Here is a 23,827-nt window from a genome sequence, read left to right on the forward strand (position 1 = left end):
CGATTAGATTACTACTTATTTAAAATTTTGTTTACAGCATTTATATAATCCGGAATAGTCAATTTGTTTGTGTCGATTGCAATACTGTTATTTCCATAAGGCTTGTATTTTTCCAGATTTGATATCGAAAATAAACCAACCGTTGATGCTTTTGATGCACTTGCCAAATGCATAATACCACTATCTGCGCCTATAAATACATTAACATTGGCTAGTACTGATCCTATTTCGCGGACATCTTTGCTGTAAAATGAAGGCGCCTGAAAATTAATTTGAGATCTGTTTTCAATAGGAAGCATTTCAAAAATATTATAATCAGGATATTCTTTTTTTAAGGCCGCGTAAAACTCTTCCCACCATAACTCGTCATAACATTTTTCTCCTGTTGCAAAAGTAAAAATGGCGATTGTTTTTTTCTGTTCGTCAACTATGCTGTTAAGGATTGTTTTTCCTTTTGATATTTCTTCGTTGGTTAATTTTAGATCCAGCAGCGCAACAGGTTCTTTTTTATCTTCTATTCCAAACTGGCTTAAAAAGTATCTAAAATTATATACGGGATATTTTGCAATATGAGCCTGATCCTCATAATTTAATTTCACATTTTCAGGAAGGTCTCCAAAAAATTTATATTTAGCACTTGAGAATTGTGCAGCTAATCTTCCTGAGGAGGAATTTTGGTCAACGTTAATTACCAGATCGTAATTTTGTTTTTTTATTAAAGTCCAGACTTTTAAATATTTAACTAATTCTTTAAAAGGCTTTTTAGGCAGGTCGATAATCTTATCGATATTATCGTATTTTTCAAAAACTATGGGAGCGAGAGTTCCTTTTACAAACAGATCGATTTTACAATCTGGAAATGTCGCCGAAACTTCTTGAATTAATGGGGTAATTAAAAGCAAATTACCTAGTCTTCCGTTTGGCCTGCAGATCAATATTTTTTTGATTTTGCCTTTATCAATCGTGCCGCTTTGGACAGAATTTACATTACCAATATTCTTAGTTAAATTGCGCATCAAATTACGCCTGACCTTATTAACGCTAACTTTTTTTAAGTTACTCATTGGTATTTTATTTTGTGGTATTTTAATTTTGTAAGGAGAATATAAACTTCAAAACAAAGCTTATTTTCGTTTAAAAATGTGTTTTTAACCTTTATCAAATTTAGGTTCTTTTCCTTTCAAAAATAAATTCTTTCAATAAGCAATTATTACATAATTGTTATCTAAATGTATCAATATTCACACTTTTACTCCTAATATAGAAATAAAAGTACAAATTTTAAGATAATAACCAACAAATATTCGACAGCGAGTCACTACAAATCGACAGCGGGCCAATCTAAATCGACGGGTTTAGTAAAATAACTAAACGTTTATATTTACAACATAACCTTCGGAGCCTCGAACATTAAAAACGGTTCCGTTTTCAAAAATCAGGTATTGACCTTTAATTCCAACTAATTTTCCTTGGAATGTTGGTGTTTTATCCAAATTTAAACTGGCCACTTTTGCAGGATAATTTAAAACAGGGTAATTCAACTCGTAGACATCATTTTTTTGACTGTAAAAATAATCTTTAACCTCAGCCGGAATTAAACTTTCGACTTTTGATTTTTCAAGAATTAAATCGCAGCCTTCAGGAGTACATTGCAGCATTTTTCTCCAATTGGTTTTATCTGCATAATGGTCTTTCAGCGCAACCTCGGTAATTCCGGCTAAATAACGATTGGGAACCTCAACAATGGCAATTGCCTGCGTTGCTCCCTGATCGATCCATCGTGTAGGAACCTGAGTTTTACGGGTTACACCCACTTTTATTTCGCTTGAAAAGGCAAGGTAAACCACGTGAGGCTGTAATTGTGCTTTTTGTTCGTATTCTAAATCACGATCTGCAATTCCTAAATGAGCAGTACTCAATTCTGGTCTCATAATCCAGTCGCCAACAGCAGGACTCGAATAAAAACAGTCATAACAAAAACCTTGTCTAAATATCTTTTTCTTCTTTTGACAATTCAAACACTGAAAACCTGAAAAACTAATCTCAATTTCTTTATCCAATAATTGATTCACATTAAGAAAACTATCTTCGAAAACTAAATAGTATTGAATAGGATTTCCGAGTTCAGTCTGCATTTTCGTTAGTACGCCTTGATATGTCATTTAGAATTAAATTGAGAATTTTAGATTTTAGATTTTAGATTGCTCTTATTTTTTGAGTTAATCTTTAGTTTGTAAGTAGTGGTTTTTATTACAAAAAAACACTATTTTTGATACAATGACAAAGTTACTATTTGCCGCTCGATATTCAAATTTTAAGTTTCAATTTACATGAATTGTAAAACCAAATTTAAAATCAGCAATCTAAAATCTAAACTGTACACATGCCTTTATCAATTATAAACTCCTTCGCATCCTGGGTCCTGAAACAAAGGATTCATCAAATTGAACTTTTTTTAAAATACCCAAATGAAGTTCAGGAAGAACTATTGCATAATTTGTTATTGGCTTCTGAAAATACGGTTATTGGAAAACAATATGACTTTGAATCGATAAACTCTTATCAGACTTTTGCAGAGAGAGTTCCTATTGCAACTTATGAAGAATTACAGCCTTTGATTGAACGCACACGTCAGGGCGAACAAGGCGTTTTTTGGGAATCTCCAATTAAATGGTTTGCCAAATCAAGCGGTACTACAAATGCTAAAAGTAAATTTATCCCTGTAAGTAACGAAGCTCTCGAAGATTGTCATTATAAAGGAAGCAAGGATTTACTTTGTTTGTATTTGAATAATAATGAAGATTCTGAACTGTTTCTTGGAAAGAGTCTTCGCTTAGGCGGAAGCTCTCAGATTTACGAAAACAACAATACTTTCTTTGGAGATTTATCGGCAATTTTGATTGAAAACATGCCTATTTGGGCTGAATTCAGCAGTACGCCAAGCAGTAAAACATCGCTGATGAGCGAATGGGAAACCAAGATTGCTGCCATAATTAACGAAACAAAAAATGAAAATGTAACGAGTTTTGCGGGAGTTCCGTCCTGGATGCTGGTTTTAATGAATAAAGTTCTGGAAAATACAGGCAAACAAAGTTTATTAGAACTTTGGCCAAATCTTGAAGTGTATTTTCACGGAGGCGTTAGTTTTTCTCCATACAAAGATCAATACAAGAAAATTTTACCAAGTAAGGATTTTAGATATTACGAAATCTATAATGCCTCTGAAGGCTTTTTTGCTATTCAGGATTTAAACAATTCGAGTGATTTATTGCTAATGCTGGATTACGGAATTTTCTATGAATTTATTCCAATGGATACTTTTGGAACTCCAGATCAAAAAGCGATTCGTTTAGCCGATGTTGAATTGAATAAAAACTACGCAATTGTGATTACGACCAATTCTGGTTTATGGCGCTATTTAATTGGCGATACGGTTCGTTTTACTTCATTGAATCCATATCGAATTAGAGTTACCGGAAGGACCAAACATCATATTAATGTTTTTGGGGAAGAATTAATGGTAGAAAACACGGATCAGGCTATTGCCAAAGCCTGCCAGATTACACAAACCGAAGTTATCGATTATACGGTTGCTCCTATTTTTATGCAGGACAAAGAAAAAGGTGCGCACGAATGGATGATCGAATTCAAGAAAAAACCGGCTGATGTGGGACTTTTCCAAAAGGTCCTGGATGAAACTTTACAGACTTTAAATTCTGATTACGAAGCGAAACGCTACAACAATATGACTTTAAATCCTTTGGTGATTAATATCGCACGCGAAAACTTATTCTATGACTGGTTAAAAGAAAGAGATAAATTAGGCGGACAGCATAAGATTCCGAGACTTTCGAATCAGAGAGATTATTTGGAGCAATTGAAGGAAATGTGTGCCGTTAAAAGCTAAACACAGATTTCACGAATGGACACGAATTTGGCTAAAGCCCAAATCTTTATCTATTTTTATACCTCCAGCTAAAGCAGGAGGCAATTCATTTATAAATCAGCTATTTAAAAACATAAAATTAACCAAAACCATACAAAATTTAAACCAAACCAAAATGAAAAAGAAATTCAACGAAATGACCAGCGAAGAACTAATTAAGAATGAAAAATCATTGAAAGCAGTGACTTATATTTTTGGAGTTGCACTGGTGCTTCTATTTGTTCTTAACATCTACCTTGCTATTAATAAAGGTTTTAGCGCTGCAAATGTTATTCCTCTTGCTTTACTTCCTATTTTCATTCTGAATATGAATACTTTAAAAGAAATTAAAAAGGAATTAGAATCTCGTAAATAAACGCAAATCCCACTGAATCGCATGAGGGATAGAAGTGGAAATCCTTTTTGTTTTTTCTTTAAAAACAAAAAGATTGTAACGGATAGCCCGACCCGGAGGGGCATGCCATTATTAAGGTTCTGAGGCTCTGAGATACTAAGCTGCTAAGATTTTATTTTGATGAAGTGTTAAGCACGCAGATTACACGGATTCGCTTTGCGAAAACGCAGATTTACACAGATTTTTTTATCTTGTAAGGCTGAGCGTAGTCGAAATCCTTTTGAGTATGAAAGCCCTTCGACTTCGCTCAGGGTGACAGTTGTATTTGCCACGCTGAGCGTCCCGATACTTGAGGAGAAGCTTTTTTTGAGTATAACAGCCCTTCGACTTCGCTCAGGGTGAAAATTGGGGCCTTCTGAGAATAAAATCAATATTACATCATATCGATATATCTGTCGTGGTAACCCAATAAGTATAAAACTCCGTCGAGTCCAAGGCTTGAAATCGAGGTTGAGGCGCTTTCTTTTACTTTTGGTTTTGCGTGAAAAGCGATTCCTAAACCAGCTAAATTAAGCATTGGCAAATCGTTTGCTCCGTCGCCCACTGCAATGGTCTGGTTAATGTGAATTCCTTCTTTTTCCGCAATCGCTTTTAGGTATTCAGCTTTCTTTAGTCCATCTACGATATCGCCTAAATATTTGCCGGTTAATTTTCCGTCTTTAATTTCTAATTGATTGGCGTGAACATAATCGATTCCGAGTTCTTTTTGAAGATAATCTCCAAAATAGGTAAAACCTCCAGAAAGAATCGCGGTTTTATAACCGTAGTATTTTAAGGCTTTCATTAAACGATGTGCTCCTTTTGTGATTGGCAAATTTACCGCTACTTTTTGCAGTACTTCTTCGCTTAAACCTTCCAACAAAGCCATACGCTGTTTGAAACTTTCATTGAAATCAATTTCGCCGTTCATTGCCGATTCTGTAATTGCTCTTACCTGAGGTCCTACTCCGTTTAGTTCTGCCAGTTCGTCGATAACTTCGGTTTGAATCAAGGTAGAATCCATATCGAAACAAACCAAACGACGGTTTCGTCTGTAGATATTATCTTCCTGGAAAGAAATATCTACATTTAGGGTTCTTGAAATTTCCATAAAACTTGCTGTCATAGCAACTTTATCTATAATATCTCCAGTTAGCGACAATTGTATACAAGAACGTGGATATTCTTCTTTTTCGACTACAGATGTTCTGCCTGTTAATCTTATGATAGAAACAATATTCAAATTTTGGTCTGAAAGTAATTTTGCGACTGCTGCTAATTGCGAAGCTGCTAGTTTCTCTCCTAAAATGTTAATGATATAGCGCTGCTTAGATTGTGTTTTTACCCAATTTTCGTAATCTTCTACTGAGATTGGAATAAATTTCACTTTTACTTCTAATTCATAAGCTTTAAATAACAGGTCTTTCAAAACTGGACCAGAAGTAGAACCTGCTTCGATCTCAAACAAAATTCCTAAAGAAAGCGTGTCATGAATATCGGCTTGTCCAATATCAAGAATAACAGCATCATAAGCTGCTAATACTGCTGTTAAACCAGCTGTAACTCCTGGTTTATCGTGTCCTGAAACTTTTAATAAAATAATTTCTTTGTCCTCTATTGTCATTTTATCTGTGTTGGTTTTGAAAGCGACAAAAATCGACAATCTCTTGGTGATAAAAAAGAATAATCCTTGTTTTTTTTGTAAAGAAAAAGCGCATATACATGCGCTTTATTGAGTAATTTAACAATAATACTCTACTATTGAAATAACATAACAAGTTACATTATTTGTATCTGGGAATTATTGTGGGTTTTGATCAAAATTTACCATCCAGTTGACACCAAATTTATCGGTGAACATCCCGAAATAAGCACCCCAAAATGTTTTATCCATTGGCATAAAAACGTTTCCGCCTGCTGAAAGTCCGTTGAAGATTCGGTCTGCTTCTTCTGTACTTTCTACATTAACAGAAACAGAAAAATTTCCTCCAAATTTTACATCGCCGGATTGTTCGTTACTATCACTTCCCATTAAAATGGTCCCGCCTATTGGCAGTGAAACGTGCATGATACGGTTGGCATCTTTTTCTGAAACTTCGGCACAGCCGCCATCTTCAGCAGCAGGCATTTCATTAAATCTTCCGATATATGAAAATTCTCCACCAAATACGGATTTGTAATGTAAAAATGCTTCTTCGCAATTTCCATTAAAAACTAAATAAGGATTTACTGTTGTCATGATATTTTGTTTTTTGTTTGTTAATTATAAATGTGTTCTTTTTGTTTTTTTTTGTTTGTTTCTTCTATTCTCTTTTTTCAGACAATTGCTTTACTACTTCTAAACCTTTTGGAAAAACATCTTTAAAATAATCGACAAATTTTTCGTCTGTATCGACCTGAGCAATTAAATCTGTAAATTCATCGTCTGGAATTAATCTGTAGGTTTCCATTGCCCCGCTCCATTTTTTTGTTTCTTCGTTGAGAGGCTGTTCTTTAAAATCTTTTATTTCGCCTATATGCTTAAAAGCCATATATTCGTTTGGTGTTTTTGTTTCAATTATACTATACATTCCTTCTCCGTTTGGTGACATAAAATGTATTTTATCACCTTCGTTCCAGTCGCTTATGGTATGAGATCCTTCGCAAAAAACACTTGTCCATTTTTTATACGTTTCGTCGTCCCATAAAACACTCCAAACCTTTTCGGGATGAGCTTTGATTCTTATTTTAAATTCTAATGTTTCCATAACTTAAGATAGTTTACTAAAATCCATAAATAAAACATTCCAGCGATGTCCGTCTAAATCAGCAAAGCCGCAACCGTACATCCAGCCTTGACTTTCGGCTGGCGAAGCGAAGACATCTCCTCCGGCTTCTTGTACTTTTTTGGCCAGTTCGTCGACTTCTTGCTTGCTTTCTGCATCAATCGAAATTAAAACTTCTGAGCTTGTTTTGGTATCGGTAATTTTGTTTTGCGAAAAACCTGCAAAAAGTGATTCTTCAAAAAGCATTACCACAAATTTTCCTTCGCCAACCACCATGCAGGTCGAACTTGGCGTATCGTGTTCTTCATTAAAAGAGAAACCTATTTTCGAAAAAAAAGCTTTTGAAGCTGCCACCTCTTTTACTGGCAGATTCAGCCATATTTGTTTTGTCATTTTTTGATGTTTTTCGTTAATTTTTTTAAAGGGGCTAAGTAGCTGAGATACTAAGGCACTAAGTTTTTTTCTTTGCAACTTTGTAACTCTGTCCCTTTGCACCTAATTAATTTGCCTCGGCATAACTTTTAAAATTATCCAGAATAGCCTGCCAGCCGCCGCGCTGCATTTCTTCGGGATTTTGTGTTTCTGGGTCGAAGCTTTCGATTACTTCTACTCCGTTTGGAGTTTCTTTAAAAGTAATTTCTACTTTTCTTCCGTCTGCCATAACGTATTGAATTGCTTCATTTGGTTTAACCAGCGTGTATTCGCCTTCAAAATCAAAACTCATGCTTCCGTCTTTTGCCGCCATAGTCGATTTGAATTTTCCGCCTTCTTTAAGATCATTTTCGGCGTAAGGTGTGTGCCAATCCGGAGAAGCAAAACTCCATTTTTTAATATGTTCCGGCAAAGTCCAAAAATCCCAAACTTTGTTTATTGATGCATTGATTGTATTTTTTACTGTTATCATTATTTATATTTTTAAAAATTATACTTTGGTTTATACTCTAGTTACATCTGATCTGGAATCTGACTTTCGTCCATATGGAAAACTTCCCAATGATGTCCGTCTAAATCTAAGAAAGTCCGCTGATACATCCAGCCATAATCGTTATTTTTTTGATAATCTGTTCCTCTGGCTTTAACCGCTTTCTCTATTATTTCATCGACTTCTTGTCGAGTTGCAACAGAAAAAGAAAGAAGAACTTCACTGGTTGTATTTGAATCACAAAGCTGCTTATTGGTAAATGTTTTATAAAACTCTTCTACCAAAATCATTACATTGATATTTTTACCAATAACGATACAGGCTCCCTTTTCATTTGTAAATTTCAAATTGGTTTCAAAACCCAATGCATTAAAAAATGATATTGCTTTTTGTAAATCTTTTACGGCAAGATTTATATAAATGTTTGTGTCCATAATATTTAAAGTTACAATTATTTAAAACAAATTTAGAGTTTTAGAATGGCGTTTAGGTTACAATAAAAGTCAACTTTGGGGGCATTTAAGACAAAATACTTACATTTGTTATGCCATTAATTTTTCAAAAAACCACAAAAACATGAGCAAAAGAGTAGGTTTAATCGTCCCTCACGACTATAAATTGTTGAGTATTGCAGCAATTTTAGAAGTATTTGAAACAGCAAATAAGTTGAGTAAGGAAACTGAAAAACCATTTGAAATCATGCTTTTTCAATTGACAGAGCAAATTAATCAGGAACATTTATTTGGCTATGAAATTAATTCTATTGAATCTTCAAGTGAGATTTTGGAATTGATTTTAATTCCAGCATTTACGACTGACAATATGAGCGAAATGATTGCGAAGAATAAAAAGTTTATTCCTTGGCTGCAGAAACAACATCAGTCCGGAGCCGAATTGGCCAGTTTTTGTACAGGTGCGTTTTTGTTTGCGGCTTCGGGATTATTGAACGAAAAATTAGCCACGACACATGTCGATGCCTGCAGTGCTTTTACAAAGGCTTTTCCGATGGTAAAATTAAAACCAGATGAAACCCTGACGGCAGATGGAAGTTTGTATACCAGCGGAGGCTCGACCTCAACGTTTCATTTATTGATTTTATTGGTTCAGAAATATTGCGGAAACGAAACTGCAGTACAAATTGCCAAAATTTTCTCTATTGATTTAAATCGTTACAAGCAGAGTTATTTCAGTACTTTCAGACCTAATCATTTACATAATGATACTTTAGTTGCGATGTTGCAGCAAAAAATCGAAAGCCAATATCACAGCATCGAAAAACTGGAAGAAATAACCAAAGATATTCCAACTAGTGCCAGAAACATGACACGCCGTTTTAAACAAGTAACCGGGATTCCGCCAATTGAATATCTGCAAAATATTAGGGTTGAAAGCTCAAAGAAATATTTGGAGCAAACCCAGCTTTCGATTTCAGAAATTATTGAAAAAACGGGATATAATGACCCAAAAGCATTTCGAAAAGTTTTTTATAAAATGGTTGGAATGAAACCTATTGAGTATAGAGAAAAGTTTAGGGTTCAGTAGTTTTTTTTAGAAGCAGTTCATTTTGTTTTCATAAGAACCTTCAGTCCTGCTCTTCACTTTATCTTTTGTGGTGAACTCCACCACAAAAGGATGCCGTTTCGATCAGGGCTAATTATTACTTTTTACTTTCAGAATTACCAAATAAAAAAACCTGCTCATTTATTTGAACAGGTTTTTATTTTAAACTTTGTCAACGTTTTGAACTTTGACAGGGCAATATCAGTATTTAAGAAGCAATTTCCATTCGCTTCAATAAGTTTTTGCTTAAAGTATGTTCTGCGTAATCTTTATCGATTGATAAAACTTTATCGTCAGAACTTGGTAATTCGTACATTGCATCTGTTAGGATTGCTTCGCAAAGCGAACGTAATCCACGTGCTCCTAATTTGTATTCTAAAGCTTTGTCTACAATAAAATCTAACGCTTCGTCTGTAATAGTAAATTCAACCTCATCCATTAAAAATAATTTCTGATATTGTTTTACCAATGCATTTTTAGGCTGCGTTAAAATAGCACGAAGTGTTTCTTTATCTAAAGGATCCATGTGCGTTAAAACCGGTAAACGACCAATTATCTCCGGAATCAATCCAAAATCTTTAATGTCTTTTGGGATAATATATTGAAGTAAATTGTCTTTATCGATATTATCTACATTTTTAGAAGTAGAATATCCAACTGCCTGACGGTTTAAACGTTTTGATATAATACGTTCTACTCCATCAAAAGCACCTCCGGCAATAAACAAAATGTTTTGAGTATTTACCTCAACAAATTTTTGATCCGGATGTTTACGTCCTCCTTTTGGCGGTACGTTTACTACTGTTCCTTCTAATAATTTCAATAAAGCTTGTTGTACTCCTTCTCCAGAAACGTCACGTGTTATTGATGGGTTATCACTCTTACGGGCAATTTTATCAATTTCATCAATAAATACGATTCCTCTTTCGGCTTTGGTTACATCATAATCTGCGGCTTGTAAAAGACGTGTTAAGATACTTTCAACATCTTCTCCTACATAACCTGCTTCTGTTAATACAGTTGCATCAACAATTGCCAAAGGAACATCTAACATTTTTGCGATTGTTTTAGCAACCAATGTTTTTCCTGTTCCGGTTTGACCTACCATAATGATGTTACTTTTTTCAATCTCAACCTCATCGTCTAATTGCTGCTGCATTAAACGTTTGTAGTGATTGTAAACCGCAACTGACATTACTTTTTTTGTCTGGTCCTGACCAATAACATATTGATCCAGGAAAGCTCTGATTTCTTTTGGTTTCTTTAAAATTAAATCCCCAACAAGTTTCGCGCTTCCACTCGATTTTAATTCTTCTAATACAATTCCGTGTGCTTGTTCAATACATTTATCACAAATGTGTGCATTGATTCCCGCAATTAATAAATTAGTTTCTGGCTTTTTTCTTCCACAAAACGAACATTCTAATACTACTTTTGCCATTCTTTACTTAAGTTACTAAGCTGCAAAGATACTAAGTTTCTAAGCTTTTTAATTTAAAACTTAAAAACTTAGCTCTTTACAGCTTAATATTTTTATTTTTTTATTTCAGTTTACAGAGAAAACCTTAAAACTTAGCATCTCAGCAACTTAGAAACTTTAAAATTAGCTTCTTCTTAATACTTCGTCGATCATTCCGTATTCTTTTGCTTCGTCTGCAATCATCCAGTAATCACGCTCACTGTCTTTATGCACTTTATCAAAAGTTTGTCCGGTATGCTGCGAAATAATATTGTACAATTCGTCTTTTAGTTTCAACATTTCGCGTAAGTTGATTTCCATATCTGTTGCAACACCTTGTGCTCCTCCAGATGGCTGGTGAATCATTACACGTGAATGCGGTAATGCTGAACGTTTTCCTGCTGCTCCTGCACATAATAAAACGGCTCCCATAGAAGCTGCCATTCCTGTACAAATTGTAGCAACATCTGGTTTGATGTACTGCATGGTGTCATAGATTCCAAGACCTGCATAAACGCTTCCTCCAGGAGAGTTTAAATAGATTTGAATATCTTTTGATGCATCCGCACTTTCTAAGAACAACAATTGCGCTTGTACAACATTTGCAATCTGATCGTCGATACCTGTTCCTAAAAAGATAATTCTGTCCATCATTAATCTTGAAAAGACATCCAGAATTGAAACATTTAACTGGCGTTCTTCGATAATATTTGGAGTTAAGTTCGTCGGCGTCATAGCGCTGATGATTTTGTCATAATACATGGCATTTACTCCGTGGTGCTTTGTAGCAAAATTTTTGAATTCTTTACCGTAGTTCATATGTATTTGTTCTAAGTTTTACGTTTATTTTGGTGTATACTTTTTTATGCTCTGCAAAGGTCATACCTTTTTACAAAGGATGTCATTATGTCTTCTTTTTAAGTTTCAAAGGTTCTGAAATACTAAGGTGCTAAGTTTTTTTTAAAACTTGAAACCTTAAACTTGAAACAAAAAAATAAGCGCCGGCAGAAACTGCCGACGCTCAAATATAATTATTTTTCAGAAATTATTCTCCGTAAGAAGCAGCAATAAATTCTTCGTAAGTTACTTCTTTAGTTGTTGGATTTGCTTTTTCTTTAAACAACTCTAACAATTTCTCTGCTACAACTTGCTCAGAAAGTCTTTTCACTTCCTCTTGGTTAGATAAAACTCTAGCCACGATTCCTTGAACTTCTTCGTCAGTTGGGTTTGTTTGTCCAAATTGAGCCATTTGTTGTTTGATAGCGTTTGTTGTAAAAGCTTTCAAATCGTCAAATGTAATTTGGATATTACTTTGAGCCATTGCTTTTCCTTCGATTAATTGAAAACGTAAACCTTTTTCAGATCTTGCGTATTCAACTTCAGCTTCTTCTGCAGAAAGTTTTTTCTCTCCAACAGTTTGTAACCATTTTTTAAGGAATGCAGCCGGTAAATCAAATTTTGTATTTTCGATCAAGAAATCCTGAACGTCTAATAATAATTTTTGATCTGCTTGCTGTGCAAATTGCGCTTCAGCATCTTCTTTAATTCTAGATTTTAAATCTTCTAAAGAAGCTACTTTTCCTTCACCAAAAAGTTTATCAAATAATTCTTGGTTTAATTCTGCCAATTCAGCACCATTGATTGCTTCGATTGTAAAGTTTACTTCGATATCTAAACCGTGAACATCATCATGAGATACTTTTAAGTAATCCATTAATTGATGATCGTCTTCGAATAAACCTTTTGTGCTTACTGTAACAACATCTCCAACTTTTTTACCGATGAATTTATCCCCAGCTTTTTTGTTGAAAGTTGATACAGAAATTGTAGTGGTATTGCTGATACCTTTTTCTTCGTTTGTGAAAGTTCCAGTTAAATCAGAATCAGCAGCAACTTTATCCTGAGGAATTGCTTTACCGAATTGTTTTTGGATACGCTCTACTTGTCCGTCGATTAATTTATCATCAGCAGTAACGATATATTTTACGATATTATTTTTAGCTTCTAAATCAATTTCGAAGTTTGGCACTAAACCAATTTCATATTCGAAAGTTAATTCTTCTGCATCCCAGTCAAGGTTTTCATTTTCTTTAGCAAGAGGAGTTCCTAAAAGATTTAATCTTTCAGATTGAATAAAACGCTCTAAAGCCAAATCAACTACTTTTTTGATCTCTTCTTGTTTAATACCTTTTCCGTATTGTTTTTCTACAAGATCTTTAGGAACTTGTCCTTTTCTAAATCCTTTTACTTGCGCCAAAGGCAATTTTTCGTTGATTCTTTTTGCCACTTGACCTTTATAATCCATATGAACAACGTTCAATACAATTGTCTCGTTAACAGCGTCTATTGCTACTCTTTTAATATCCATCGTCTTCTTTAATTTACATAATAAAATTGGGTTGCAAAATTATAAAATTTTTGCAACCCAACCAAGTTTTTAATCTATTGTATTTGAAGCAGTTTAAATCTGCTTTTAATTTTGTTTTAATTATCGTCTCCTAATATTTTGTAAGTAATAGATTGAAGAATAGACAAAATAATACTAAAGAATAACGCTGTCCAGAATGAATCGACTGCAAAGCCCCCTACAATATTAGTACAGAGCAAAATAATAATGGCGTTGATTACTAACAAAAACAAGCCCAGTGTAACAACCGTAACAGGCAGAGTCAGTATAACTAAAATTGGTTTTATAAAAAGATTTAGTAATCCTAAAACCACTGCAACGATTACAGCCGTAGCAAAACTGGCAACGTGAACTCCTGGCAAAAAGTTTGCGATTAGCAAAACCAAGGCTGCAGTAACGAGAAGTCTGAGAAGTAATTTCATAGTTTCTAATTTAAAATTTATTTAAAAGTAATAAAATTTTTATCAAAATTTACTACTCTTTCAAAAACGTCGTTGTCATTTCAAAAAACAGTTTTGGATTTTCGGCATGAAGCCAATGTCCTGCATTTGGAATAGTTTCGAGTTTAAAATTGGGGAATTGTGTTTTAATGGCATCCAGATCAGAATCCTGAATATATCCTGAATTTCCTCCTCTTATAAATAACGTTGGTTTAGAAAAACTCAGACTTTCGTCAAGAGGTTTTCCTATGGCATCGAGATTATTATTAAAAGCTGCTAAATTAAATCGGAAAGCTAATTGCCCCGGTTCCTGCCAATATAAGTTCTTTAACAAAAACTGACGCGTTCCAAAATCTGGAACATATTGTGTTAAGACTGCCTCGACATCATTTCTGCTTGGTTTTACAGAAAAATCGACTGCATTTAATCCTGCCAAAATATCCTGATGATGCTGTTTGTAAAATCTCGGGCCAATATCTGCCACAATTAGTTTATCTACCAGTTCAGGGTGTAATGCTGCAAAAAGCATCGCTACTTTTCCTCCCATCGAATGTCCCAGAATATCGATTCTGGTTAGGTTATTTGCCTGGCAGTATTCAAAAACATCCTGAACCATTGCTTCATAACTCCATTCGTCTGAATGAAAGCTGCGACCGTGATTTCGCAAATCTAAAATATGAACCTGAAATCCGGCTTCTACATATTGTCCTGCCAAAGTTTTCCAATTATCAGACATTCCAAGAAATCCGTGCATGATGACAAAAGGTTTTCCTTCGCCTTCTATTTTTGAGTATAACATTAAATTTTCCTTTTAAATTCTACTACAAATGTAAAAAACTTATCTATTAATCTGTTGCAGAATGTGTTCTCCAAAATCTTTTTAATAAATCATATTATTAAAAAAAAGTTTGCGTTTTACGGGATCCCGTAAACTTTTGATTTTTTTTAAAACTACCTTGCGGTTCAAAAATATAACCAACAATTTCATTTAATTAAACACAAATCATGATTAAAAAATTCCTTTTATTATCAGTAGTTGCTTCTCAACTTATGATTTCTTGTTCTAGTGAAGACAATCCTAGCGAACCTACACCAGAATCAAAACCAGAAACTGAGCAGACATTACAAGAACAAATTGCTGCCTTATTGAAACAGCCTTATTCTAATCTTACTCCTGCACAGCAAAAACAAAAATTAGAAGCTGAAGCAAACGAAATGCTGGTACAATTAGATAAAACTAAAAGTTCTGGAGCAATCGAAGCATTAGAAAATTTATCAAGATTATTAGGTGTTAGCCCAATTGATATTTTTGCTGGAAAGAATGATAATAAAGTAGAAGACATCTTAAACATTTCTGGTGTTTATGGTATCTATACTTGGAACAATACCACTAAAGCTTGGGTTAAAACGGCTTCGACTACAGAATTAAAATTTGTTTTCCCTGCAAAAAAATCTCAAACAGCAAACAATGCGATTTTATCTGCAAAAGGCGTTTCTTCTGATGTAAAAGTGAAATATTATGATGGATGGCTTAGCGGTCCTAATGGAGGAACAGAAATCTATGATTCAATTTTCCTTCCTACTTCATCAGATGCTGTTTTAACAATCGATGGTACACAATCAGCTACATTTGTACAAACTGCAAAATATGCTAATGGAAAAGAAGTTCCAACTGATTTTGCATACAAAATGGTGTTAAACGATGGTTACACTTGGGAAATGAGCGGTGCAAAAGCAGCACAAAACACTTCAAAAGCGTCTCTTACTTACAACGGAAAAACTATTGTTGATTTTAACGCAGGAAGCAATGCTGAAGTTGACAAATTGTTAGACAATGACGAACTTGTTCAATACAGAGGTAAAGCAAATGGTGTTTTCAAATTATTAGACAACTTTATTATTGTTGCTGATATGGATTTAGCTACTGCTGCTGCAGACGATACTGCCTTAGAAAAATCTTTACCTAATGCTAATTACGGTACTAAAACTTATTATACTGATTATAATACATACAATAAAAAATCAGCAGAAGGATCTGCAGCTAACTTTAATAAAAACACAAAATTAATTTTAGTATCTAAAAAAGACGGAACTAAAATTGCTGATATTGTGCAGCGTGCCGAAATTGAGTACAGCTATGACAACTACTACAAATGGGTACCAAGCAACAATACAAACGGAGGTTCTTGGCAATTTGACCAAAGTGCGCCTTCTCAAAAAGTAGACTACTATTATGTAGTAAACTACTTAAGATTTAATGATAAAACAGAAGTAGAAATGGGAGCTTATTTCTCTGAAGGATTTGACAAACTTCAAACTAAATTTGAAGACTTCCTTGCTGCTTTTAACAGAAAATAATTTTTAGAATTTAGTTGTAAATGAGCCGATTTGAGTAATTCAAATCGGCTTATTTTTTTGGAGGTGTTCTTACTATAATCGTGCTTTGTCCATATCCTGCCCAAATTCCTATTCCGCCTTTTATATTCGATTTTAAACTTGTGTTCGAAGGGTAAATAGGATTCTTGCTGTTTACGATTTCATTTTGCCAGCTGTTCCAGAAATCTAATGCTTGTTTGGTTTGAGTTCGTAATTTTACATGAATCACATCTCCATCGGCAAAATAAGGCGTGAATTTTGTTTTTGGAAACAATAAAACCCCTCTGTTTATCTGCACTGCAATCGAGGAACTTTCGAAATTTTTATCGTCTAAGTTACCATAAAACGAAGGCACAAAAATAGGTTCTTCCCCATCTATTTTTGTGGCGATTTGATAATAGTTTTTCTCACCAACAGGGTCATCAAATTTTACAAAAACATAACCGGTTGTATCTGCTGGATTCTTCTTTATATATTCGGCACTTTTTAACGGCACCGATTTAGGAATTGAAGTTACTGCTTCGACAACACGATTTAAGTATTCAATTTTAATCGAATATTCTTTTCCGGCTTCTCCTTTTAATTCCGATCCGAAATATACAAACGGAGGTATTCTGTTTTTATCTCTTTTGACTCTTAAAACTTCTGAATTCTGTCCGTCAGAAATGGTAATTTTTGCAGATCGGATAACGTGGTTAAAAACATTTGTAGAATCGACAGCATCTGTAACTGGAATACTGCTCGATAATAAAACATTGGCAAAATCACCTTCTTCAATCCAGCCTTCGACCACTATTTTTGATTCCAGATTGGTTTGGTCGCTGAAATCATCTTGAGCACAGCTTGTTATTACTAAAACAAAAAGAAATAGGATATATTTTTTCATCTGTTAAAATTTAAATCTCCAGCTTACAGAAGGTAGAATTCGATATAAGACCTTCTTTTCCTGCGTTACCACAACTTTGTCTTTATTTTCATTTACCTGAACATTCAAAACCACATACACCGGATTCTCGATATTGAGTGCATTATAAAGAGAAAAATTTAAGGCGCTTTCTTTTTTGGCGGTTTTTATAAAATAGTAATTTGCAGAAAGGTCTGTCCTGATATAATCCGGCATTTGGGCATTATTATATCCCGAATATTCTTTAACCGGATTGTTGTTTATGAAATACCAGGAAGTTGGCATTGTAAATCGATTTCCGGAACCAAAAATCTGCGTAACACCAAAATTCCATTTTGAATTTAAATCATACATTCCAACAATAGAAAGATTGTGACGTCGGTCGTATTTGGCAAAATACGTTTTTCCGTTATTCAATTCATCAAAATTTCGATCAGACCAGCTTAGTGTATAACTCAGCCAGCCGCTAAATTTTCCGTTGCTTTTTTTCAGCATCATTTCAAATCCATACGCTTTTCCTTCGCCTACATACAAATCATTTTTAAGCGTTGTAATTTCATTAAACTGAGTTATCCCGTATGGATATTCTAAAAGGTTTTTCATCGAACGATAAAATCCTCCAAAAGACGAAGAAAAATTTCGGGTTATAGCTTGATTAGAACCAACCGCAAATTCATTAGACGACTGCGGTTTTATTCCATCAGAACTCGTAATCCAAAAATCAGTTGGAATACCAACGCTCGATGTTGTAATTAAACTCAAATATTGATATTGTCTGTTATAAGAAACATAAAATGAATATTTCTCACTTGCATAATAATTCACAACGGCTCGAGGCTGAAAATGCAAATACGAATCTGATCCGGAATTGTAGTAATTAATACGAAGTCCTAAATCGGCTGTTACGTTTTCAAATAACTTCGGTTTTGCGCTTACAAAAACGGCTGCTTCATTGGCATTAATTATACGCTGCGAATAATTATCAACTGTCGTTAAATTTTCTACATTAACTTTTTGAGGCTGTAAATTGTGATAAGCATATTGCAATCCGGACTCAAAAGGAACGTTTTTAATCGAAAATCGTACGGCATTTGTAAACCCAAAATCTTTTACATAAGAAGAAACTCCAAATTGAATCGTAGCCTGTTCCATACTTAAATCATTAGAATAATGACTAAAATAAACCGAATTAGTCATGCTTACTTTTGGAGAAAAAGTCGTAGTTAAAGAAGGCGAAACGGTAAAATTGCTCCACTTTAAATTGGTTCGAAGTGCCAGATTTTCATCTTTTATTTTCAATTCATCTCCGCTAAAAAAAGCATTCAAAGCAAACAGATTCTTTTTTGAAATTTGAGATAAAAAAGTAAGATTAGCATCCGAAAAACCATATTTCATATCCTGCACATCGCTGTTTTCTGATCCTGATTTTAATAACGGCCCAACCACTTCATCTATATATGTTTTTCTGCCCGAAATATAAAAACCTGTTTTATCATCAATAGGAACTGCCAATGTTACTTGCGAAGCTAAAATTCCTGCATTGCCCTGAATCGAAAATTCAGAAGGCAGTTTTTTATTGGTATTTAAAAGTGTAGTCGAGCTCAATCGTCCGCCGTATTTGGGGTTCGAAGTCGATTTATCAAATTCTACATCTTTAATATGGTCTGTATTATAGAAAGGAAAAATTCCCAGCAAATGCGACATTCCATAAATTGGAGTTTCGTTATACAGCATCGCATTATGTCCGGGATCACCGCCTCGAACGTACAAGTAACCGTTTGCGTCTCCGGAATTTTGCACTCCGGGCGTTAACTGTAAAAGTTTAATAATATCTGTAGTTCCCAAAACGGTGGGAACAGAAGATAAATCTTTTAGGTTAAAGGATAATTTACCGCCGGATAAAGTTTTGATTCCGTTTTTCTTGTCATTCGAAATAATTACTTCTTTTAAATGCGAAATATCTTTTTCTAAAAGAATAGAAATTACGGTGTCTTTTAGAACATTGCAGTAAATTGTTTTTGGAGTAAAATCTAAATGCTTGATTTTTACAACCAAATTACCCGAAGGAACATTTTCTGAAAAATTTCCTAAAGTATCTGTTATAGCATGCAGATGTTTATTATTTATCTCAAAAGAGACGTTTGCACCACTTAAGTTTTGGTTTTCAGCTGACTTTACATTTCCCGATATCTTTATATTTGACTGAGCAAAAAGACCGGAAAAAGAGAATACAAAAAAAAGAATAATGGTTTTTGGCACTTGGTTTTAATAAGAAAAGTGCGAAAATAAACAATTATAACCCAATTACATCAGGTTATAATTGTTTAATTTTCTTAAAATATTTATTATTCATTATCTAGTTGAAATCTTTGAATATCACTCTCAATTAATGCTTTCAAATCTTCTTCTTTGGGCATATAAAGCAAATATTGACTTGCAAAAACACTTTTTTTATCTGCTAAAACCGAATATTTTACAATTGTTTCGTCTTTTTCTGAACAAAGCAAAATTCCTATCGTAGGTTGATCTGATTCTCCTTTTTTCAAATCATCATACATACGCACATACATATCTATTTGTCCAATATCCTGATGAGACAATGAACCAGTTTTTAAGTCAATGATTACAAAGCATTTCAAAATATAATTATAAAAAACTAAATCAATATAGAAATCAGAAGTATCTGTAACAATATGTTGTTGTCTTGCTACAAAAGCAAATCCTTTACCAAATTCTAATAAAAATTGTTGCAAATGGTCTATTATAGAGGTTTCTATACTTCGTTCCGAATTTTTAGTTTCAGCTGACAGGCCTAAAAACTCAAAAATATAAGGGTCTTTTATTAAATTATGAATTGTCTCTGGTTTTGTTTCAATAGTTTTATGTTCCAAAACACGCTCAAACGACAATGAATTTATTTGTCTTTGGAGCGTTCTGCTATTCCAATTGTTCTGAACACTTTCATTTAAATAATAATTTATTTTTTCATCCGAATTTAATCTTGATAACAATCGATAATGCGTCCAACTCAATTCGGTACGCAATGCGTTCCAAATTGGAAAAGTTTTATAAAACGCACGCATATTATTCAAATTCCTTTCATCAAATCCTTTTCCAAATTCAAAAGTGAGCTGATTTGCCAAATTCTTTAAAGTAGCTTTCCCATAATCGGCACGATCCTTCCCTTTTTGTTCATCCTCAATAATTACTCTTCCAATTTCCCAATAAGTTTCAAGCAAAACAGAATTTGCCATTCTAAAGACACGTTGGCGGGACTGGAGAATAATCTCCTTAATCTCTGAAAACAATGGAGTTTGATTCGTAATCATTATCAAATCTTATTTCAATTTATTCAAATACATATTTACCACATTATCTAAACCAAGATAAAGTGCCTCTGAAATTAAAGCGTGTCCAATAGAAACTTCTAATAAACCAGGGATATTTTGTTTGAAAAACTGAATATTATCTAAACTCAAATCATGTCCGGCATTAATGCCTAAACCTAATTCATTTGCTAATTCTGCAGCTTTTACATACGGATCGATTCCATTTTTATTTCCTAAATCATATTGATGCGCAAAAGCCTCCGTATACAATTCAATTCTGTCTGTTCCTGTTTTTTTTGCTCCTTCGATAATTTCCAAAACCGGATCAACAAAGATGGAAGTTCTGATTCCGTTTCTTTGAAATTCCTGAATAACCTCTGTTAAATATTCTTGATTTTTTATCGTATCCCAGCCTGCAGAAGAGGTAATGGCACCAACTGCATCCGGAACCAAAGTAACCTGATCTGGTTTGCATTCTAAAACTAAATCAATAAAATTATGCTGCGGATTTCCTTCAATATTATATTCTGTAGTAACAATTGCTTTTAAATCGCGCGCATCCTGATAGCGAATATGACGCTCATCCGGACGTGGATGAATGGTAATTCCCTGCCCTCCGAATTTCTGAATATCGGCCGCAACTTTTAATAAATCAGGCACATTTCCGCCTCGTGCATTACGCAGCGTTGCAATTTTATTGATATTTACACTTAACTTTGTCATATAAATAGATAATTAATTCAAGTAACACTATATTTGTTACGACAAAAATACAAAGTAAAACGCAGCAGTTTTTGGTATTTTTTGATTATTTTGCATCAAATATCTTCGATTGATTTATGACAGAAATTACAAACTATATCACAAATGATTTCAGAGCGATTGATAGTCAGGAAACGATAGCCTCGATTCAGGACTTTTTTATCGATGTAAATTTTTCTCATTTCCCAATTCTAGAAGACGGGATTTTCATTGGAAGCATTTCTTCTGATGATGTTGAAACATTTGATTTAGACAAAAAAGCGATTGATTATAAATATACTCTTGAACGTTTTTTTGCCAGAAAATCTATGATCTGGCTGGACGTGCTTGAAGTCTTCGCAAAAAACCATACTAATATAATTCCTATTCTTGACGAAAATAACAGCTACATAGGCTATTATGAAATAGAGGATATTATGAAGTTTTTTCAGGAAACTCCATTTTTGAAAGAGCAAGGAGGTATTATTATCGTTCAAAAAGGACTATTGGATTATTCGATGAGCGAAGTAACGCAGATTGTAGAAAGCAATAACGGTAAAATTTTAGGCTGTTTTGTTTCCGAAGCCGATGTAGAAAATGTTCAGATCACGATAAAAATAGGCCTAGGTGCCATGAATGAAATTATTCAGACTTATAGACGATATGGTTATGAAATTATTTCAGAACATCAGGAAGATACCTATATTAACAGCCTTAAAGAACGCTCAGATTATTTAGACAAATATCTCAACATATAAATTATGAATGTGCCAATGAGAGAATTAGTTAATTAGATAATTTTCGCATTTCCAAATTATCTAATTGACACATTGACAAATTATCTAATTTACAAAGAATGAAAATAGCCATTTACGGACAATATTATCAAAACAGTACAGAGCCAATTATAAAAGACATTTTCTCGTTTTTAAGTTCTAATAATGTAGAGATGGTAATTGAAGAAAACTTCCTAAACATGCTTTATGACAAGCAGCTTATAAAAAAGGAATACAAAACTTTTTCGCCAAGTACCGCATTAGATAATAGTTTTGAAATGCTTATTAGTATTGGAGGTGACGGAACAATTTTGAGAGCAGCTGCTTTTGTTCGCAATTCGGGTATACCCCTTTTAGGAATAAATGCCGGCCGATTGGGTTTTTTAGCCAAAGTGCAAAAAGAAAACATGGATAGCTTACTGCAATTTGTGATCGATCAAAATTACACAACATCCGAAAGAACACTGCTGGGCATAACCTGCGAACCTAAAAATGATGCCTTTGCAGAGCTTAATTTCGCCATGAATGAAGTTACTGTCAGCAGAAAAGATACTACCTCGATGATAACAGTGGAAACGTATTTGAACAACGAATACTTAAACTCTTATTGGGCAGACGGATTAATCATTTCTACTCCAACAGGCTCTACAGGATATTCATTAAGCTGCGGCGGGCCTATTTTAACGCCAGATGTAAAAAGTTTAGTTATTACGCCAATTGCACCACATAATTTAACCGCCAGACCTCTTGTTATTCCTGATGATACCGAAATTACATTACGTGTAACCGGAAGAGAAGACCAATATTTGGTTTCTCTGGATTCCAGAATTTCTTCGGTACAAAACGAATCTGTTCTTAAAATCAAAAAAACAGATTATAAAATAAAAATGGTTGAAATTCCAGGCGAAACTTTCTTAAAAACCTTAAGAAACAAATTGCTTTGGGGAGAAGACAAGAGAAATTAAGCTCTTTTCTTGTTCTTAACTATACGATAACACCACATTTTCTCGTTCTGCATGTAGTGAATCATCATTAAATGTCTCAAAATCATAATGTAAATTGAAAAAAAAGCACATTTAACTAAAGGAACGTTGATTCGTATCGATAATTATTATATTTGCACGCAATTTTGAATTAAATGAAGAAAATTTTTAATTTATTGTTATGTTTTTTCCCTTTTATCACACTAAATGCTCAAATCAATGAGCTTGGTGTTTTTATTGGCGGAAGTAACTTTGTAGGTGACGTTGGAAGTACAACTTATATCAACCCGGATAAAGCAGCTTTTGGCGTTTTGTATAAGTGGAACAAGAGTCCTAGACATTCTTATCGTTTTTCGTATACACAATCTCAGGTTTCAGGAAACGATTTGGATTCTGACGAAGGGGGAAGAAACAAAAGAGGATATCGTTTTAAAAACAATGTAAAAGAATTTTCGGCTGGTTTAGAATTCAATTTTTTCGATTTCAACCTGCATGATTACCATACAAAAGTTACTCCTTATATATATTCAGGTTTAAGCTTTTTTCTTTACGACGGATTATATCGTTTTAAAACGAATCCAAACGATATACGAAGTGTGAGTTCAAATTCATTTGCAATACCTATTATATTAGGCATAAAATCGAATGTAACACCGCATTTTGTAATAGGTGCTGAAGTTGGAGTACGATATACTTTTACCGATAATATCGACGGAAGTAATCCTGACACCAGCAACCAAAACATACTAAAATTTGGAAATTTAAATAATAATGACTGGTATGTCTTTTCAGGTATTACTTTAACGTATACCTTTGGACAAAAACCTTGCTACTGCGCACAATAAT

Annotated in this window: 24 protein-coding genes; 7 read left to right on the plus strand and 17 right to left on the minus strand. The window is 33.8% G+C overall.

What is annotated here, in order from left to right; translation table 11 throughout:
- Positions 1 to 11: 11 nt before the first annotated feature.
- Positions 12 to 1,064: a glycosyltransferase family 9 protein gene (locus tag AC1RRQ_RS04975; RefSeq protein WP_493021924.1), complete on the minus strand. Its 1,053-nt coding sequence runs from the start codon at positions 1,062 to 1,064 to the stop codon at positions 12 to 14.
- 303 nt (positions 1,065 to 1,367) lie between these two features.
- On the minus strand, positions 1,368 to 2,162 hold the full coding sequence (locus AC1RRQ_RS04980) for a DUF2797 domain-containing protein (RefSeq protein WP_493021925.1): 795 nt from the start codon (positions 2,160 to 2,162) through the stop codon (positions 1,368 to 1,370).
- Between the two features lie 221 nt (positions 2,163 to 2,383).
- Between AC1RRQ_RS04980 and AC1RRQ_RS04985 the strand changes: the two genes are divergently transcribed.
- Entirely contained in the window at positions 2,384 to 3,907 is a 1,524-nt protein-coding gene (locus AC1RRQ_RS04985) for a GH3 auxin-responsive promoter family protein (protein WP_493021926.1), read from the plus strand.
- Positions 3,908 to 4,061: 154 nt separating this feature from the next.
- On the plus strand, positions 4,062 to 4,301 hold the full coding sequence (locus AC1RRQ_RS04990) for a redox-active disulfide protein 2 (RefSeq protein ID WP_493021927.1): 240 nt from the start codon (positions 4,062 to 4,064) through the stop codon (positions 4,299 to 4,301).
- Between the two features lie 412 nt (positions 4,302 to 4,713).
- Here the strand turns inward: AC1RRQ_RS04990 and serB are convergent, their stop codons facing one another.
- The 6 genes from serB to AC1RRQ_RS05020 all read right to left on the minus strand — a co-directional run bounded on the left by serB (position 4,714) and on the right by AC1RRQ_RS05020 (position 8,440).
- Entirely contained in the window at positions 4,714 to 5,943 is a 1,230-nt protein-coding gene (gene serB, locus AC1RRQ_RS04995; RefSeq protein WP_493021928.1) for a phosphoserine phosphatase SerB, read from the minus strand.
- Positions 5,944 to 6,120: 177 nt separating this feature from the next.
- Positions 6,121 to 6,558: a VOC family protein gene (locus AC1RRQ_RS05000; protein WP_493021929.1), complete on the minus strand. Its 438-nt coding sequence runs from the start codon at positions 6,556 to 6,558 to the stop codon at positions 6,121 to 6,123.
- 64 nt (positions 6,559 to 6,622) lie between these two features.
- Positions 6,623 to 7,066: an SRPBCC domain-containing protein gene (locus AC1RRQ_RS05005; RefSeq protein WP_493021930.1), complete on the minus strand. Its 444-nt coding sequence runs from the start codon at positions 7,064 to 7,066 to the stop codon at positions 6,623 to 6,625.
- 3 nt (positions 7,067 to 7,069) lie between these two features.
- Complete coding sequence (locus AC1RRQ_RS05010) at positions 7,070 to 7,477, minus strand: VOC family protein (protein ID WP_493021931.1); 408 nt, start codon at positions 7,475 to 7,477, stop codon at positions 7,070 to 7,072.
- Between the two features lie 106 nt (positions 7,478 to 7,583).
- Positions 7,584 to 7,988 carry an SRPBCC family protein gene (locus AC1RRQ_RS05015; RefSeq protein ID WP_493021932.1) on the minus strand — a complete coding sequence of 135 codons (405 nt, stop codon included), beginning with the start codon at positions 7,986 to 7,988 and terminating at the stop codon, positions 7,584 to 7,586.
- Positions 7,989 to 8,029: 41 nt separating this feature from the next.
- Positions 8,030 to 8,440: a VOC family protein gene (locus AC1RRQ_RS05020; RefSeq protein ID WP_493021933.1), complete on the minus strand. Its 411-nt coding sequence runs from the start codon at positions 8,438 to 8,440 to the stop codon at positions 8,030 to 8,032.
- A gap of 142 nt (positions 8,441 to 8,582) precedes the next feature.
- On the opposite strand from AC1RRQ_RS05020, the gene AC1RRQ_RS05025 reads away from it, so the two are divergent.
- A complete protein-coding gene (locus tag AC1RRQ_RS05025; RefSeq protein WP_493021934.1) occupies positions 8,583 to 9,548 on the plus strand; it encodes a GlxA family transcriptional regulator in 966 nt (321 codons plus the stop codon).
- Positions 9,549 to 9,774: 226 nt separating this feature from the next.
- Here AC1RRQ_RS05025 and clpX read toward each other — a convergent pair whose 3' ends face one another.
- From clpX to AC1RRQ_RS05050, 5 genes are all read right to left on the minus strand, one after another.
- Positions 9,775 to 11,007, minus strand: coding sequence for an ATP-dependent Clp protease ATP-binding subunit ClpX (gene clpX / locus AC1RRQ_RS05030; RefSeq protein WP_493021935.1), 1,233 nt, complete (start codon positions 11,005 to 11,007; stop codon positions 9,775 to 9,777).
- Positions 11,008 to 11,169: 162 nt separating this feature from the next.
- The gene (gene clpP / locus AC1RRQ_RS05035; RefSeq protein ID WP_493021936.1) at positions 11,170 to 11,844 is read right to left on the minus strand and encodes an ATP-dependent Clp endopeptidase proteolytic subunit ClpP; all 675 of its coding nucleotides are present in this window, start codon (positions 11,842 to 11,844) and stop codon (positions 11,170 to 11,172) included.
- 226 nt (positions 11,845 to 12,070) lie between these two features.
- Positions 12,071 to 13,393: a trigger factor gene (locus AC1RRQ_RS05040; protein ID WP_493021937.1), complete on the minus strand. Its 1,323-nt coding sequence runs from the start codon at positions 13,391 to 13,393 to the stop codon at positions 12,071 to 12,073.
- 116 nt (positions 13,394 to 13,509) lie between these two features.
- Positions 13,510 to 13,854 carry a phage holin family protein gene (locus AC1RRQ_RS05045; RefSeq protein WP_493021938.1) on the minus strand — a complete coding sequence of 115 codons (345 nt, stop codon included), beginning with the start codon at positions 13,852 to 13,854 and terminating at the stop codon, positions 13,510 to 13,512.
- Between the two features lie 52 nt (positions 13,855 to 13,906).
- Positions 13,907 to 14,671, minus strand: coding sequence for an alpha/beta fold hydrolase (locus AC1RRQ_RS05050; protein ID WP_493021939.1), 765 nt, complete (start codon positions 14,669 to 14,671; stop codon positions 13,907 to 13,909).
- A gap of 206 nt (positions 14,672 to 14,877) precedes the next feature.
- On the opposite strand from AC1RRQ_RS05050, the gene AC1RRQ_RS05055 reads away from it, so the two are divergent.
- On the plus strand, positions 14,878 to 16,230 hold the full coding sequence (locus AC1RRQ_RS05055; RefSeq protein WP_493021940.1) for a hypothetical protein: 1,353 nt from the start codon (positions 14,878 to 14,880) through the stop codon (positions 16,228 to 16,230).
- Positions 16,231 to 16,279: 49 nt separating this feature from the next.
- Here AC1RRQ_RS05055 and AC1RRQ_RS05060 read toward each other — a convergent pair whose 3' ends face one another.
- From AC1RRQ_RS05060 to AC1RRQ_RS05075, 4 genes are all read right to left on the minus strand, one after another.
- On the minus strand, positions 16,280 to 17,134 hold the full coding sequence (locus tag AC1RRQ_RS05060) for a DUF4249 domain-containing protein (RefSeq protein ID WP_493021941.1): 855 nt from the start codon (positions 17,132 to 17,134) through the stop codon (positions 16,280 to 16,282).
- Between the two features lie 3 nt (positions 17,135 to 17,137).
- Positions 17,138 to 19,411 (minus strand): TonB-dependent receptor plug domain-containing protein, encoded by a 2,274-nt coding sequence (locus AC1RRQ_RS05065; protein ID WP_493021942.1) that lies wholly within the window; start codon positions 19,409 to 19,411, stop codon positions 17,138 to 17,140.
- Positions 19,412 to 19,497: 86 nt separating this feature from the next.
- Positions 19,498 to 20,481 (minus strand): PDDEXK nuclease domain-containing protein, encoded by a 984-nt coding sequence (locus AC1RRQ_RS05070; RefSeq protein WP_493021943.1) that lies wholly within the window; start codon positions 20,479 to 20,481, stop codon positions 19,498 to 19,500.
- Positions 20,482 to 20,490: 9 nt separating this feature from the next.
- On the minus strand, positions 20,491 to 21,204 hold the full coding sequence (locus tag AC1RRQ_RS05075; protein ID WP_493021944.1) for a pyridoxine 5'-phosphate synthase: 714 nt from the start codon (positions 21,202 to 21,204) through the stop codon (positions 20,491 to 20,493).
- 116 nt (positions 21,205 to 21,320) lie between these two features.
- Between AC1RRQ_RS05075 and AC1RRQ_RS05080 the strand changes: the two genes are divergently transcribed.
- The 3 genes from AC1RRQ_RS05080 to porG all read left to right on the plus strand — a co-directional run bounded on the left by AC1RRQ_RS05080 (position 21,321) and on the right by porG (position 23,826).
- Positions 21,321 to 21,980: a CBS domain-containing protein gene (locus tag AC1RRQ_RS05080; protein WP_493021945.1), complete on the plus strand. Its 660-nt coding sequence runs from the start codon at positions 21,321 to 21,323 to the stop codon at positions 21,978 to 21,980.
- Between the two features lie 98 nt (positions 21,981 to 22,078).
- Positions 22,079 to 22,963, plus strand: coding sequence for an NAD kinase (locus tag AC1RRQ_RS05085; protein WP_493021946.1), 885 nt, complete (start codon positions 22,079 to 22,081; stop codon positions 22,961 to 22,963).
- 173 nt (positions 22,964 to 23,136) lie between these two features.
- Positions 23,137 to 23,826: a type IX secretion system protein PorG gene (gene porG / locus AC1RRQ_RS05090; protein WP_493021947.1), complete on the plus strand. Its 690-nt coding sequence runs from the start codon at positions 23,137 to 23,139 to the stop codon at positions 23,824 to 23,826.
- Position 23,827: the final 1 nt, after the last annotated feature.

The sequence above is a fragment of the Flavobacterium sp. GW821-FHT12A05 genome (assembly GCF_058807735.1).

Excerpts from the sequence above, each read along its gene's own strand:
- clpP (WP_493021936.1), bottom strand. The coding sequence starts at position 11,844 with ATGAACTACGGTAAAGAATTCAAAAATTTTGCTACAAAGCACCACGGA.
- AC1RRQ_RS05015 (WP_493021932.1), bottom strand. The coding sequence starts at position 7,988 with ATGATAACAGTAAAAAATACAATCAATGCATCAATAAACAAAGTTTGG.
- AC1RRQ_RS05045 (WP_493021938.1), bottom strand. The coding sequence starts at position 13,854 with ATGAAATTACTTCTCAGACTTCTCGTTACTGCAGCCTTGGTTTTGCTA.
- AC1RRQ_RS05040 (WP_493021937.1), bottom strand. The coding sequence starts at position 13,393 with ATGGATATTAAAAGAGTAGCAATAGACGCTGTTAACGAGACAATTGTA.
- AC1RRQ_RS05080 (WP_493021945.1), top strand. The coding sequence starts at position 21,321 with ATGACAGAAATTACAAACTATATCACAAATGATTTCAGAGCGATTGAT.
- AC1RRQ_RS05070 (WP_493021943.1), bottom strand. The coding sequence starts at position 20,481 with ATGATTACGAATCAAACTCCATTGTTTTCAGAGATTAAGGAGATTATT.
- AC1RRQ_RS05025 (WP_493021934.1), top strand. The coding sequence starts at position 8,583 with ATGAGCAAAAGAGTAGGTTTAATCGTCCCTCACGACTATAAATTGTTG.
- serB (WP_493021928.1), bottom strand. The coding sequence starts at position 5,943 with ATGACAATAGAGGACAAAGAAATTATTTTATTAAAAGTTTCAGGACAC.
- AC1RRQ_RS05010 (WP_493021931.1), bottom strand. The coding sequence starts at position 7,477 with ATGACAAAACAAATATGGCTGAATCTGCCAGTAAAAGAGGTGGCAGCT.
- AC1RRQ_RS05020 (WP_493021933.1), bottom strand. The coding sequence starts at position 8,440 with ATGGACACAAACATTTATATAAATCTTGCCGTAAAAGATTTACAAAAA.
- clpX (WP_493021935.1), bottom strand. The coding sequence starts at position 11,007 with ATGGCAAAAGTAGTATTAGAATGTTCGTTTTGTGGAAGAAAAAAGCCA.
- AC1RRQ_RS04980 (WP_493021925.1), bottom strand. The coding sequence starts at position 2,162 with ATGACATATCAAGGCGTACTAACGAAAATGCAGACTGAACTCGGAAAT.
- AC1RRQ_RS04990 (WP_493021927.1), top strand. The coding sequence starts at position 4,062 with ATGAAAAAGAAATTCAACGAAATGACCAGCGAAGAACTAATTAAGAAT.
- AC1RRQ_RS05000 (WP_493021929.1), bottom strand. The coding sequence starts at position 6,558 with ATGACAACAGTAAATCCTTATTTAGTTTTTAATGGAAATTGCGAAGAA.
- AC1RRQ_RS05005 (WP_493021930.1), bottom strand. The coding sequence starts at position 7,066 with ATGGAAACATTAGAATTTAAAATAAGAATCAAAGCTCATCCCGAAAAG.
- AC1RRQ_RS04975 (WP_493021924.1), bottom strand. The coding sequence starts at position 1,064 with ATGAGTAACTTAAAAAAAGTTAGCGTTAATAAGGTCAGGCGTAATTTG.
- AC1RRQ_RS05075 (WP_493021944.1), bottom strand. The coding sequence starts at position 21,204 with ATGACAAAGTTAAGTGTAAATATCAATAAAATTGCAACGCTGCGTAAT.
- AC1RRQ_RS05050 (WP_493021939.1), bottom strand. The coding sequence starts at position 14,671 with ATGTTATACTCAAAAATAGAAGGCGAAGGAAAACCTTTTGTCATCATG.
- AC1RRQ_RS04985 (WP_493021926.1), top strand. The coding sequence starts at position 2,384 with ATGCCTTTATCAATTATAAACTCCTTCGCATCCTGGGTCCTGAAACAA.
- AC1RRQ_RS05085 (WP_493021946.1), top strand. The coding sequence starts at position 22,079 with ATGAAAATAGCCATTTACGGACAATATTATCAAAACAGTACAGAGCCA.
- AC1RRQ_RS05060 (WP_493021941.1), bottom strand. The coding sequence starts at position 17,134 with ATGAAAAAATATATCCTATTTCTTTTTGTTTTAGTAATAACAAGCTGT.
- porG (WP_493021947.1), top strand. The coding sequence starts at position 23,137 with ATGAAGAAAATTTTTAATTTATTGTTATGTTTTTTCCCTTTTATCACA.
- AC1RRQ_RS05055 (WP_493021940.1), top strand. The coding sequence starts at position 14,878 with ATGATTAAAAAATTCCTTTTATTATCAGTAGTTGCTTCTCAACTTATG.